Consider the following 12,529-nt stretch of genomic DNA (forward strand, 5'->3'; position numbering starts at 1 on the left):
GAGCGGCACACGAGGCTCGAACTCGTGACCTCGACCTTGGCAAGGTCGCGCTCTACCAACTGAGCTAGTGCCGCATTATAAAGTAGTCAGTAGTTCGTCTGTTGCTGAGCGACAAGTCGCGTTCAACATTCTAGCAACTGAGCTAGTATTGCTTTATATTTAAACAACTCAAACACACTAACCCCGCGTGGGTTATCGTCTTGAGCGGGGCAGGATTCTACAATAATACAGTGTGTTTGCAAGTGTTTTTTATAAATTAAAGAATTTTTCTCTATAGACCTTTAATTCCATAATCGAATCTTTAATGTCGTCTAGCGCAAGATGTGAGCCTTTTTTATTCACTTGTGCAAGTACCTCTGGTTTCCAGCGACGCGCGAGCTCTTTAATTGTGCTTACATCTAGATTACGATAGTGAAAAAAGTCTTCCAATTCGCGCATATATTTATTCATAAAGCGACGATCTTGCCCTATGGAGTTACCACACATCGGTGATGCACCTGCAGGTACCCATTGTTTTAAAAAGGCTATTGTTTGCTCAACCGCATAGGCTTCGTCGTAAGTACTTGCCTTGCAGCGTGCTGTTAAACCCGATTTTCCATGCTGAGTGGTGCACCACTCATCCATACTATCAAGTAACTCATTACTTTGATGAATGGCAATAGTTGGTCCTTCAGCTAATATATTCAAATCAGCATCAGTGACAACGGTCGCAATTTCGAGTATTTTATCGGTCTCTGGTTCGAGTCCGGTCATTTCAAGATCGAGCCAAATTAAGTTTGATTTATTAATATTCATAATTACCTAAGCGGTGCTTTCCTTTAGATCCAGCGCATTTCGATATATCATATTAGCATCATACGTCGAGCTAAAGCATTTTTTAGCTAAGTCGACATTTAACTAAGGTTATAGGCCTCCTGTGGCAAAACAAAAAAAATTAAGTAAAGGCCAGTCTCGTCAGATCAAGGCTAATCATCAAAAGCGTATAAGCAGTGCCGATGCAAGGCCTGCTAAAAAAGGTGCGCAAGAATGGCAAACTGATAATTTAGGCCAAGTAGAAAGCGCTATTGTGATCAGTCGTTTTGGTCAACATGCTGATGTGGAAGTTGAAAGCGGCGAAGTACTACGCTGTAATATACGCCGTACTGTGTCTAATTTAGTGTGTGGGGATGAAGTACTGTTTCGCCGCGCTAAAGTAAGTGAAGGCGATTTAGCTGGTGTAATTGAAGCAACGCAAGAGCGTCGGTCACAACTTACTCGCCCTGATTTTTACGACGGTGTAAAAGTAATAGCTGCTAATATTGACCAAATATTAATGGTGTCAGCAGTATTACCCGAATTTACCCCAAGTATTATCGACCGTTATTTAATAGCCTGCGAAGATATGGGTATAGAGCCTATTTTAGTACTAAATAAAATAGATTTAATAGATGCGCAAGGTCTTAGTGAAATACAAAAAGTACTCGATGTATACCGCAAGCTCGACTACAAAGTTTTATTGGTTAGTAATATAAGTACCGATGGTATTGACGAATTAAAAGATGTACTCGTTGGCAAAAACAATATTTTTGTTGGTCAAAGTGGCGTAGGTAAATCTACTTTAGTTAATACCGTACTTCCAGATGCTGAAATTCTAACTAAAGAAGTTTCTGAAAACAGTGGTTTAGGCCAACATACCACCACGGTATCTCGCCTACATCATTTACCAAGCGGCGGTAACTTAATAGATTCACCGGGTATACGTGAATTTGGTTTATGGCACTTAGAAGTTGATCGTGTAACTTGGTGCTTTAAAGAATTTAGAGAATTTATAGGCGGGTGTCGATTTAGAGACTGTAAACATTTAAACGATCCGGGCTGTATAATTAAAGAAGCCGTAGCTGATGGCAAAATTTCGCAATTGCGCTTTGACAGCTACCACAGAATTTTAGAAACAATGGCCGATGGCCGTGCAGGCTCTCGCGCGCCTCGCGTATAATTTAGGAAACAACCAGTGAGTTTAGATAAATTTAAAATCGCAATGCAGTACGCAATGCCAAAACACTTTATTTCACGCGTAGTAGGAAAACTAGCCGCTGCTAAAGCGGGTGTGTTAACAACCACGTTAATTAAACTGTTTATTAAGCAATACAAAGTAGATATGAGTGAAGCTAAACACCCAGATCCTGCTCATTATGAAAGCTTTAACGAGTTTTTCACCCGTCCGTTAAAAGATGGCGCACGCCCAATAGTTGCAGACAGCGACATTATTATTCATCCAGTAGATGGCGCAATTAGCCAATTAGGCGATATTGTTGACGGCCAACTAATTCAAGCTAAAGGTCACGATTACAGCCTACAAGCACTACTTGGTGGTAATAAAGACGATACAACCCCATTTTTAGGCGGTAAGTTTGCAACTATTTATTTAGCGCCAAAAGACTATCACCGTATTCATATGCCAATTGATGGCACATTAAGTAAAATGATTTACGTACCAGGCGATTTATTTTCAGTAAATCCGCTGACTGCGCAAAACGTGCCTAACTTGTTTGCACGTAACGAACGTGTGGTTGCTATTTTTGAAACTGAAATAGGCCCACTTGCTATGGTACTGGTTGGCGCAACTATTGTTGCCAGCATTGAAACTATTTGGGCGGGTACAGTAACACCACCAGCTGGTAGCGATGTATTTAGCTGGAACTACCCAACCAAGGGCGAAAACGCTATTAGCCTTAAAAAAGGTGAAGAAATGGGCCGCTTTAAACTTGGCTCTACCGTGGTACTTGCTTGGGGCGACGACAAAGCGGATATTCTTGATGATCAACTTCCTGAAACAGTGACCCGCTTAGGCACCCCGTTTGCCAAAATTGATGATTAAGATATAGATATCGATATAGATATCAGGTAAAAAAAACCCGCGTTTATGGTAATAAACGCGGGGTTTTTATTTTTCAGTGAGTTTATAAATTCAATCGCGGTGGAAAATAACTCGCCTACAGTTTGCTTAAATACCGAGTTTGGCTGATCTCTGCCTGATACCTAACACCTGAAACCGTGGCTTTACCTACACTCCTTACAGTCGATATCTTTCACCACTTTAAATTGTTGCTGCTGCAAAGTGAGTGCATTAATACTCATAAACACACAATCGCTAGAATGACCTAATAACATATTGAGTGTCAGCTGCGCCTGCATTGAGCCGATAATACCCAACAGCGGACTTATTACTCCGGCGTTATCACAATTGATAAGCGGCGCAATATCGTTTTGTGGAAAAATACAGCCATAACACGGGCTATTTGCATTTCTAAAGTCTAAGCCAATCAGCTGCCCTTTTGTTGCCAGTGCCGCACCCGAGATTAACGGGGTTTTATGCTCTATACAAAAGCGATTAACACTGTAACGAGTGGTAAAGTTATCACTGCAATCCAACACAATATCCGCATTATTGAGTAATGCTGCGCTATTATCTTGAGTAAGCTTTTCAGCGTGAGTAATTATAGTGATTTGGTTATTCAGACTTGCAAGCACTTTACCTGCTGCAACCACCTTTTTTTGCCCTAAGTGATTTACTTTATAAAGCACTTGGCGCTGTAAGTTCGAAAGCTCAACCGCATCATCATCAATTAAAATAAGCTTACCAATACCCGCAGCAGCTAAATACAGTAATGCGGGGCTGCCTAAGCCGCCCGCACCTACTACTGCAACACTTGCCGACTTAAGCTTTAACTGCCCTGCAAGTCCCACTTCTTTAAGCAATATATGGCGACTATAGCGCAGCATTTCTTTATCGCTAAGTTCATTCATTTGGCTATTAACCTGGCCCACTTTAATTTATTGCCGCTTGCAACGCACTTATTGCCTGCACATAATCATCGGCTTCGCTAATTGCACGTACCACAGCCACACTACCAACGCCTGTTTTAGCAACTTGGCTGGCGCGCTTTAAATCTATACCGCCAATTGCCACTGTTGGGTAGCTTTGCATCAAGGGGACAAATTTAAATAACTTTTCTAGTCCCTGTATTTGCCCTGTCATATCTTTGGTAGTGGTAGGATAAATAGCGCCAAATGCCAAATAACTTGGGCGGTAATTATGTGCGCGGAGCATTTCATAGAAGCCATGAGTAGAAAGCCCCAGCCTAAGTCCTGCATTTTTAATCGCCGCTAAATTAGTGCTTTCTAGATCTTGTTGGCCTAAATGCACACCATATGCACCATGCTTAATTGCAAGTTGCCAATAGTCGTTTATAAATACCTGCGCATTATATTGCTCCCCCAGTGCCACTGCTTTTGCCACTAATTCGTCAAGTTGTGCATCGTCTTTATTTTTAACTCGTAACTGCACAGTTTTAACGCCTTGTTGTAAGCACTTTTCTAGCCAGTCAACACTATCAACCACTGCGTATAAACCTAATGATTTACTTTCGCAGGGTGCAAAATCTGCAGCCATATTAAAATCAAGCGGAACGTCAAAATCGAGTTCATCACCTAACCAACTGCCCGCTTCTATTACTTGGGGGTAATCGGCTAAGTTGGTTGGAAATGAGGTTTGTGCTACTGGGCCAATTCCTTCTCCGTAGCGCACCGCTACTTTCAATCCTTGATTAATATAAGCTTTAGCTAAAATAAACGCATCTTTTAACGGGTAGTCTTTTGCTAAGCAAGCAGCAATAACCGAGGCCATACTGCAGCCTGTACCATGGTTATGTGGCGTTTGAATTTTTTCATTTCCCAGCCAGTATTCTTCGCCTTTTTGAGTGAAATTATTTATGCAGTAATCTATACAGTAGCCGCTTGGATAATCCCAATGCCCGCCTTTTATAACCACGGCTTTTGCGCCCCAGCTTAATAACTTATTGGCGGCTTCTTTTATTGCCGCAGGACCAATTAAGTACACGCCAGTTAATAACTGGGTTTCGTGCGTATTTGGGGTTATTACATCCACCAGCGGCAATAAGCATTCTTTAATAGCACTTACTGTGTCTTCCTCTGTTAATAAATCGCCGCTAGTAGCAATAGCTACTGGGTCGTAAACAATAACAGGCGGCACTGGCCATTTGGCTTTATAGTGGCTTATATGTTCACTGATCAATTGAATTTGCTGCACATTTGCCAGCATGCCTATTTTAATTACTTTGGCTTTCATATCTTTTTCGAGCGCTAAAAGCTGCGATTCAATAATATCGGTTGATACGGCATTAATTGCCTCAACACCTAAACTATTTTGCGCAGTCAGTGCTGTAATAGCAGTGCACCCATGCACACCAAAACTTTGCATTGCTTTTATATCGGCTTGAATACCTGCGCCACCGCCTGAGTCTGAGCCGGCGATTGTCCATACTACGTTATTCATATTCGTCTCACTTATTCTTGATGCCAAAATGGCATACCCATAGTCGGGGTTGAAGGGGCTGCAACGTCTTTTTCAGGCATTGCTTTGGCGTTATATGCAAAACGTCCAGCCTCTACCGCGGCTTTAAATGCTCGGCTCATGGTTATAGGGCAACCCGCTCCGGCAATCGCCGAATTTAATAATACTGCATCATACCCTAGTTCAAGTGCTTGGCTGGCATGCGAGGGCAAACCTAAACCAGCATCCACTATTAACGTTGCCTCAGGTAAGCGCTCTCTGATTGTTTTTAAATTATAACTGTTTAACAAGCCTTTACCTGTACCAATCGGTGCACCCCATGGCATTAATACTTCACAGCCTAAAGCATTTAAACGCTGGCACAGCACTAAATCGTCTGTGCAATATGGCAGTACTTTAAAGCCATCGTCGATCAGTATTTTAGTTGCTTCTAACAGTGCAAACGGATCGGGCTGCAAGTTGTAATCGTCCCCTATCAGTTCAAGCTTAATCCAATCGGTAGCAAACACTTCACGGCACATTTTAGCAAGCGTTATGGCCTCTTTAACACTATGACACCCTGCTGTATTTGGTAAAATTTTAAGCCCAGTATTTTTTATTAACTGCCAAAAATCATCACCCGCAGCCGCACTTTGCTGACGCCTAAGCGACACCGTGACTATTTCAGCGCCCGATGCAACAATCGATTCATTCATCACTGCAGGCGACGGGTAAAGCGCCGAGCCTATTAGCAATCGGCTTTTTATTTGCTCACCATAAATAGTTAAATAGTCATTATTTAGCATAGCTGTTATCCGCCCTGAATCGGCGAGAGCAACTCAATACTATCACCCTCAGTTAATTGATAATCGCTATGCTGGCTTTGCGGTATAAACTCACCATTAATCGCCACCGCAAATGGCGCAACACCACCAAAATCTTGCAAACAGTTAATGAGCTTATTACTGCTAATAGCTATTAACTCACCATTAATTGTTATGTTCATTTAATTTTCACTCTATGCATAAAAGGGCATTTGCCACTAAACTTGGCGCTAACATGTAACCATGACGATATAAGCCATTAATACTAATAACTCGCCCAACGTGTGTTACTTGTGGGCGGTTATCGCAAAATGCCGGGCGTAACCCTGTTTGAATATTTAATAGCCGCGCTTCGGCAAAACCGCTGTGCACCGTATAAGCCGCCGAAAGTAACTCTAAAGCAGAGCGCACTGTGGCTGGGCCTGTATCTTGCGACTCTATTTCAGTCGCGCCAATTACATATTCATTATTGGGTTTAGGCGCTATATAAATGGGGTAACGCGGATGCATTAAGCGCACGGGTCGCGTTAAACTCACCTCTGGCGCGTATAACCTAGCTACTTCTCCACGCACGCCCCGCAGAGGCTTGTCATCTTTTGCGCCAAGCCCTCGGCAATCAATAATATAATCAAACTCTCGGTTATTAATTTTATTATCGTTAATCGTTACCCGTTGATTAAATACAAACTTTACTTTGCGTTTATTGAGCTGTGTAAAGCTGGCTTGATAAAATGCCTGATTATCTATTTGCCCGTCACAGGGTAAAAATAACCCCTGACTAAAACGATTAGCAAGCTCAGGCTCTAACATTTCAATTTGCTGGGAATTCACCGACTCCCCGGTATAATTAGCTAACGGTTTTAGCCGCTGAGCAAAGCTTTGTAAATCGCCTTTATCTTGCTGATGCGCGACAACTAATGTGCCCTGCTGCTGAAAAAAAACCTCACTATCAAGCTCATCAATAATCCCAGGCCAACGCTTTATAGAATCAAGCCCCATTAAAGCTAAATCAGCCTCGCACAATACCGACTCAGCAAGAGGAGCAAGCATAGCCGCAGCCACCTTGCCTGCGCTGTTTTGAGAGTGCTCATCATCTGCCTCAAATACAGTAACTCGGTGTTGCTTACTCAGCTCAAGCGCCGCCAACCTACCGGTTAAACCAAACCCCACTACCGCTATATTGTAAAACATAAAAGTTCCTTTTAGCTGCGAGCCCTCGCTGCCCGCAGCCCAACTCCTTAAGCTGATTTATATCGCTTTATGATATATTTCTGATCCGGTTTTTTTAAACTCGTCCGATTTAGCTTTCATTTGTGCTTCTACATCAATCATTTTTATTGTAATCGTATCTGCAGCATTAGCAGGGTCAATGCCACGCGCTTCTAAATCTTTTGCATATTCGCGTACTTCTTGACTGATTTTCATTGAGCAAAACTTAGGGCCACACATAGAGCAAAAATGCGCTACTTTACCCGACTCTTGCGGGAGTGTTTCATCGTGATATTCGCGGGCACGCTCAGGGTCTAAACCAATATTAAATTGGTCATGCCATCTAAACTCAAAGCGCGCTTTTGATAGGGCATTATCACGCTCTTGCGCACCGGGGTGACCTTTTGCTAAATCGGCGGCATGGGCAGCAATTTTATAGGTAATTAAACCTTCTTTTACGTCTTCCTTATTTGGCAAACCTAAATGCTCTTTAGGTGTTACGTAACACAGCATAGCGCAGCCGTACCATGCTATTTGAGCCGCACCAATACCTGAGGTGATATGGTCATACCCAGGTGCAATATCAGTAGTTAACGGGCCTAAAGTGTAAAACGGTGCTTCGTCGCAATGTTTAAGTTGCTCATCCATATTGGCCTTAATCATATGCATTGGCACATGCCCGGGGCCTTCTATAAATACTTGTACATCGTGTTTCCAGGCTAACTTAGTCAACTCACCTAGGGTGCGCAATTCGCTAAACTGAGCTTCATCGTTGGCATCAGCAATCGAGCCTGGGCGCAAGCCATCGCCAAGCGAAAAACAAATATCGTATTGCTTTAAAATTTCGCAAATATCTTCAAAGTGGGTGTATAAAAAGTTTTCTTTATGGTGCGCTAAACACCACTTTGCCATGATAGAGCCACCGCGCGACACAATACCGGTTACTCGTTTTGCGGTCATTGGTACGTAACGCAGTAGCACACCTGCATGAATAGTAAAGTAATCGACGCCTTGTTCAGCTTGCTCTATTAACGTATCGCGAAAAATCTCCCAGGTTAAGTCCTCCGCTACGCCGTTTACTTTTTCCAGCGCTTGATAAATAGGAACTGTGCCAATAGGTACAGGCGAGTTACGTACTACCCATTCGCGAGTTTCATGAATATAACGCCCGGTTGATAAATCCATAACGGTATCGGCGCCCCAGCGAGTAGACCACACCATTTTCTCTACTTCTTCTTCAATCGATGAGCTTACCGATGAATTACCTATATTAGCGTTTACTTTTACCAAAAAGTTACGCCCTACAATCATAGGTTCGGTTTCGGGGTGGTTAATATTGTTGGGTAATATAGCGCGGCCACGTGCAATTTCGTCGCGTACAAATTCAGGTGTAATAAAATCAGGAATACTGGCCCCAAATGACTCGCCTTTATGCTGCGCGGCTAATAGTTCAGCATGAATTTTTTTGCGCCCCATGTTTTCGCGTATCGCTACGTATTCCATTTCAGGGGTAATAATGCCTTGGCGAGCGTAATGCATTTGCGTGACATTTTTACCCGCTTTACCACGGCGTATTTTTGGTAAATGCTCAAAACGAAGATGATCAAGCCCTTCATCAGCCATACGTTGTTGCGTAAAACGTGAAGTAACTGATTCAAGTAACTCGGTATCACCGCGGCTTTCAATCCATTGTTCACGAAACTTTGCTAAGCCTTGGCGTACATCAAGCTTAAAATTTGGATCGGTATACGGGCCTGATGTGTCGTAAACACGTAACGGTTCGTTTGGCTCATACACTGGATTTTCATCACTGCCGCCTATATAAGTATCGTTTAGGGTTATTTCACGCATTCCTACACGAATGTTGTTTTGCGTACCCTCAACATACACTTTGTGCGAATTAGGAAACGGTTGTCCCGTTAAGTTATAAATATATTCAGATGCAGCGGCTCGCGTTTCACGACGCGATGATTTTTTTGCAGTATTCGACATGACTTACCTCATAGTTTATGGGTTGTCTTGTGCGAAGAATTGAGAAGGCAAAATGCCTCATTGGATCGTAGATTGGTTAAGCAGTTTACTGTCACAGCCAATCTTGGCAGCCAACAGAACTTAATACCGGATGGTATAACTTGTACGCATAAAAAAAGACGCACAAGCGTCCTATTTTAGGCAGCTTGTTCCCTACGCAGGTATTAGCCTGATCAGGTTCACGGATCCCGCTTTCGCGATCTCAGCCTCAACTAATTATTTAGTTAGGCACTCCGACAAGTATTAATACCAATTATTAAATATACCTTTGCTACTTATAACTGCAGCTGCAATGCTAAGTTGCTTAGGTATCAAATTGGTATTTGTAATTTATTAATTTGCGAATAGTATCTAGCAAATCAGCGTTGAGTGTACGCCAGTTAAAAATCGCCTGCAAGAGGGCGTTTTTTATTTCGCAATAAATACAAATGTTTTCTCGCCCTGCATTACCAATTGCTGGTCTTGCATTTTAAGCTGCGCGCCTTGTTGCAGTGCGTGTAGTAACTGCTGCTCAAACTTATCAAGTTGTTGGCCACACGACTTACGGGTCATCCCTATTTTGTTAACTGTTAAGCTACTATCGTCCAGCTCACCTTCACCAAAAAATTTATTGCAGCCAGCAAAACCATTGACTTGCAGTGCTTCAATAAAACCCACCGACGCATTAAACGAAGGCGGAATAGCTAGGCCATCAATACGTGATAACTGCCATTGAGTATGTTTAAGCTGCTCTGAGGTAACCGTTTGCGTTGATGCACAACCAACACATAAACCGATTATAAGCATGGGTATTGCTGCTAATTTCATGTTATTACTAATTATTTGTCTAATTACTGTAATAATAACAATTTTCAACAAGTTAATCCGTTAAAAATACATGTTTAAAGTGTAAATTTTATCGTTCCTGATGAAAACCCCCGTCATTTATGTCGAGGATGTAAGTCTTTAATGCGTAGCATTAACATTACTTAGGTCTATTTTGTTGTTCTATATAGGCTGTTAATACGTCCAATGACGCGCCACCGCAAGATCCAGCAAAGTAGCTAGGCGACCAAAGCGCACCGTTCCATAAGTAGCGGTGTATTTCTGTAAACTCTTTCCTCATTAGTCTTAAGCTAACACCTTTAAGCGAATTAATTAATTTACTTAATTGTACTTTAGGAGGGTATTCAATTAACAAATGAACGTGATCTTGCTCACCGTTAAATTCGACTAAATCAACTTCAAAATCTTTATACACATCTAATAGTATCGCCTCTAGCCGATTTAAAATTACATCATTAAACACCTTGTGCCTGTATTTTGTCACGAATACTAAATGTGCATGTAATGCGCTAACACAGTGCCTACCTTTTCTTACTTCTGCCTCATTCTTATGCGTCATAATTATAATGGACCAATAGTTGATTGTCATACTTAGGTATATAATAAGAAAAAGCAAGGAGTAAGACCAAGTGATTTTAATAGCATACAAATACAGAGTTTACCCAAATAATGAACAGGCGCTAATGCTTACTCATACATTTGGCTGTGTTCGTTTCGCTTATAATTCAGCACTTGGTTACTCTAAAGAGCAATACGACTTAGGTAATAAAACCAATTATAACGATTGGAGTAAAAACCTCACTCAGCTTAAAAAGAACCCTGATTTTGCATGGTTGAAAGATGTTTCAAGTGTGCCATTGCAGCAAGCATTAAAGCACCTAGATAAAGGCTTTAAATCATTCTTTAAGTCTGGCTTTGGCTACCCTAAGTTTAAAAATAAACATGGTAATCAATCAGTAAGCTATATGAGTAACGGCTTTAAGTGGGAGGCTGATAAGCAATCGTTAACACTTGCTAAGATGAAGCAGCCATTAAAAATTAAGTGGTCACGCTCATTTACTGGTAAGCCTAGTTCGCTGACTGTATCTAAAACTAAATCAGGTAAGTACTTCATTAGTATCTTAGTTAAAGAAGATATTAAAAAACGACCAGTAGCGAATAAAACGGTAGGCTTAGACGTTGGCATTAAAGATCTTGCTATCTGTTCGGATGGCACTAAGTTCAATAATCCACGATTAACAAACAAGTACGCTAGCAAGCTAGCCAAAGCACAACGTAAACTAGCCAAGAAGAAAAAAGGCTCCAACAACTTCAACAAGCAAAAACGTGTTGTTGCTCGAATTCACGAAAAGATAGCAAACTCACGCAAAGACTTTACCCAAAAAATGACAACGAAACTTATAAACGAAAACCAAGTGATAGGGATCGAGTCATTGAAAGTCAAAAACATGGTTAAGAACCGTAAGCTATCTAAGCATATCCACGATGCTAATTTTGGTGAAATAGTAAGACAGTTAGAATATAAAGCCGATTGGTATGGCCGTAAAGTGTCAGCTATTAGCCAGTGGTTTCCATCAAGTAAAATGTGTAATGAGTGCGGTTCGCTGTATTCTGGTAAATGGTCATTAGCTATAAGAACGTGGTCTTGTGAATGTGGAGCTATCCACGATAGAGATCATAATGCTGCTATTAATATCCATAATGAGGGATTAAGGCTAATAGCTTAAATAATTTGTGGCGGTAGGTAGTACCGACACATTAAATGCTTGTAAGAGGTTTTAGAAGTCTAAAGTGATCTAGTATCACAATGCTTAAACCGTTGACGACAAGAATCCCCTTGATTTATCTAGGGGTACTTCAATCTAAGATAGTTTGAAAATTACGCTGTTTTTTATTCAGAATCCGTTTTAAATAAATTATCTATTTGCGCTGGTAAAAATGGCCGACCTTTTTCATTTAAAGCTGTGCCGATTACCAATGCATTAAGCATTATTCTTTCATCGTGTTTACGGATCAGGGTTTGTTTAAAAGCAAATTTAAGTCGGCTAATACGTTGTGGCTCTACAGCTACATAAAATTCATCACCCGGTAATAATGACTGTTTATAATCCATTTCGCTGCGCATCACGACCAGGTTAATTTTATCTTTGGCAAGCTGAGCAAAATCAACCCCATGTGCATGCAAAAATTCATGGCGCGCATGCTCTAAGTAATTAAAATACACACTATTATTTACAATGCCTTGTAGGTCGCATTCGTAGTCTCGCACTTTAAAGTCTACTGTAAAGGTCATATTCGTAATCCAAAT

The 12,529-nt window shown here is 41.4% G+C and carries 13 protein-coding genes, 1 tRNA gene and 1 riboswitch; of the genes, 3 read left to right on the forward strand and 11 right to left on the reverse strand.

The genetic code is table 11. The annotated features are described in order from the left end of the window. Position 1: 1 nt before the first annotated feature. Positions 2-74: transfer RNA gene (locus HC000_RS12600), tRNA-Gly, on the reverse strand. Positions 75-249: 175 nt separating this feature from the next. Beyond that, entirely contained in the window at positions 250-795 is a 546-nt protein-coding gene (gene orn / locus HC000_RS12605; RefSeq protein WP_058372577.1) for an oligoribonuclease, read from the reverse strand. Positions 796-916: 121 nt separating this feature from the next. Between orn and rsgA the strand changes: the two genes are divergently transcribed. Together rsgA and asd are read left to right on the forward strand one after the other, a co-directional pair. Then, positions 917-1,975: a small ribosomal subunit biogenesis GTPase RsgA gene (gene rsgA, locus HC000_RS12610; RefSeq protein ID WP_011327196.1), complete on the forward strand. Its 1,059-nt coding sequence runs from the start codon at positions 917-919 to the stop codon at positions 1,973-1,975. A 15-nt stretch (positions 1,976-1,990) separates the two neighbouring features. Then, positions 1,991-2,857 carry an archaetidylserine decarboxylase gene (gene asd, locus HC000_RS12615; RefSeq protein ID WP_041454339.1) on the forward strand — a complete coding sequence of 289 codons (867 nt, stop codon included), beginning with the start codon at positions 1,991-1,993 and terminating at the stop codon, positions 2,855-2,857. A 182-nt stretch (positions 2,858-3,039) separates the two neighbouring features. Here asd and HC000_RS12620 read toward each other — a convergent pair whose 3' ends face one another. From HC000_RS12620 to tnpA, 8 genes are all read right to left on the reverse strand, one after another. Beyond that, positions 3,040-3,786: a HesA/MoeB/ThiF family protein gene (locus HC000_RS12620; RefSeq protein WP_179807830.1), complete on the reverse strand. Its 747-nt coding sequence runs from the start codon at positions 3,784-3,786 to the stop codon at positions 3,040-3,042. Between the two features lie 22 nt (positions 3,787-3,808). Further along, positions 3,809-5,335, reverse strand: a complete 1,527-nt coding sequence (gene thiE / locus HC000_RS12625) for a thiamine phosphate synthase (protein WP_179807831.1) — start codon at positions 5,333-5,335, stop codon at positions 3,809-3,811. An 11-nt stretch (positions 5,336-5,346) separates the two neighbouring features. Continuing rightward, positions 5,347-6,138, reverse strand: coding sequence for a thiazole synthase (locus HC000_RS12630; RefSeq protein WP_179807832.1), 792 nt, complete (start codon positions 6,136-6,138; stop codon positions 5,347-5,349). A gap of 5 nt (positions 6,139-6,143) precedes the next feature. After that, complete coding sequence (gene thiS / locus HC000_RS12635; protein ID WP_011327191.1) at positions 6,144-6,338, reverse strand: sulfur carrier protein ThiS; 195 nt, start codon at positions 6,336-6,338, stop codon at positions 6,144-6,146. A gap of 7 nt (positions 6,339-6,345) precedes the next feature. Beyond that, complete coding sequence (locus HC000_RS12640) at positions 6,346-7,347, reverse strand: FAD-dependent oxidoreductase (protein ID WP_179807833.1); 1,002 nt, start codon at positions 7,345-7,347, stop codon at positions 6,346-6,348. Between the two features lie 57 nt (positions 7,348-7,404). Next, positions 7,405-9,357 carry a phosphomethylpyrimidine synthase ThiC gene (gene thiC, locus HC000_RS12645; RefSeq protein ID WP_218911006.1) on the reverse strand — a complete coding sequence of 651 codons (1,953 nt, stop codon included), beginning with the start codon at positions 9,355-9,357 and terminating at the stop codon, positions 7,405-7,407. A 172-nt stretch (positions 9,358-9,529) separates the two neighbouring features. Further along, positions 9,530-9,642: riboswitch (TPP riboswitch) on the reverse strand. Positions 9,643-9,804: 162 nt separating this feature from the next. Continuing rightward, the gene (locus HC000_RS12650; protein WP_041454338.1) at positions 9,805-10,203 is read right to left on the reverse strand and encodes an META domain-containing protein; all 399 of its coding nucleotides are present in this window, start codon (positions 10,201-10,203) and stop codon (positions 9,805-9,807) included. 157 nt (positions 10,204-10,360) lie between these two features. Further along, complete coding sequence (gene tnpA / locus HC000_RS12655) at positions 10,361-10,780, reverse strand: IS200/IS605 family transposase (RefSeq protein WP_179807834.1); 420 nt, start codon at positions 10,778-10,780, stop codon at positions 10,361-10,363. A 70-nt stretch (positions 10,781-10,850) separates the two neighbouring features. Between tnpA and HC000_RS12660 the strand changes: the two genes are divergently transcribed. Continuing rightward, positions 10,851-11,948: an RNA-guided endonuclease TnpB family protein gene (locus HC000_RS12660; RefSeq protein WP_179807835.1), complete on the forward strand. Its 1,098-nt coding sequence runs from the start codon at positions 10,851-10,853 to the stop codon at positions 11,946-11,948. A gap of 164 nt (positions 11,949-12,112) precedes the next feature. On the opposite strand, the gene HC000_RS12665 is transcribed toward HC000_RS12660, so the two are convergent. After that, positions 12,113-12,514, reverse strand: a complete 402-nt coding sequence (locus HC000_RS12665; protein WP_086993121.1) for an acyl-CoA thioesterase — start codon at positions 12,512-12,514, stop codon at positions 12,113-12,115. Positions 12,515-12,529 lie beyond the last annotated feature (15 nt).

It is taken from the genome of Pseudoalteromonas sp. MIP2626 (genome assembly GCF_013414205.1).
GTDB lineage: Bacteria > Pseudomonadota > Gammaproteobacteria > Enterobacterales > Alteromonadaceae > Pseudoalteromonas > Pseudoalteromonas nigrifaciens.

What these genes read in the sequence shown, in the direction of transcription:
- orn (WP_058372577.1), bottom strand. Translation starts at nt 795, where the DNA reads ATGAATATTAATAAATCAAACTTAATTTGGCTCGATCTTGAAATGACC.
- HC000_RS12620 (WP_179807830.1), bottom strand. Translation starts at nt 3,786, where the DNA reads ATGAATGAACTTAGCGATAAAGAAATGCTGCGCTATAGTCGCCATATA.
- thiE (WP_179807831.1), bottom strand. Translation starts at nt 5,335, where the DNA reads ATGAATAACGTAGTATGGACAATCGCCGGCTCAGACTCAGGCGGTGGC.
- HC000_RS12630 (WP_179807832.1), bottom strand. Translation starts at nt 6,138, where the DNA reads ATGCTAAATAATGACTATTTAACTATTTATGGTGAGCAAATAAAAAGC.
- thiS (WP_011327191.1), bottom strand. Translation starts at nt 6,338, where the DNA reads ATGAACATAACAATTAATGGTGAGTTAATAGCTATTAGCAGTAATAAG.
- HC000_RS12640 (WP_179807833.1), bottom strand. Translation starts at nt 7,347, where the DNA reads ATGTTTTACAATATAGCGGTAGTGGGGTTTGGTTTAACCGGTAGGTTG.
- thiC (WP_218911006.1), bottom strand. Translation starts at nt 9,357, where the DNA reads ATGTCGAATACTGCAAAAAAATCATCGCGTCGTGAAACGCGAGCCGCT.
- HC000_RS12650 (WP_041454338.1), bottom strand. Translation starts at nt 10,203, where the DNA reads ATGAAATTAGCAGCAATACCCATGCTTATAATCGGTTTATGTGTTGGT.
- tnpA (WP_179807834.1), bottom strand. Translation starts at nt 10,780, where the DNA reads ATGACGCATAAGAATGAGGCAGAAGTAAGAAAAGGTAGGCACTGTGTT.
- HC000_RS12665 (WP_086993121.1), bottom strand. Translation starts at nt 12,514, where the DNA reads ATGACCTTTACAGTAGACTTTAAAGTGCGAGACTACGAATGCGACCTA.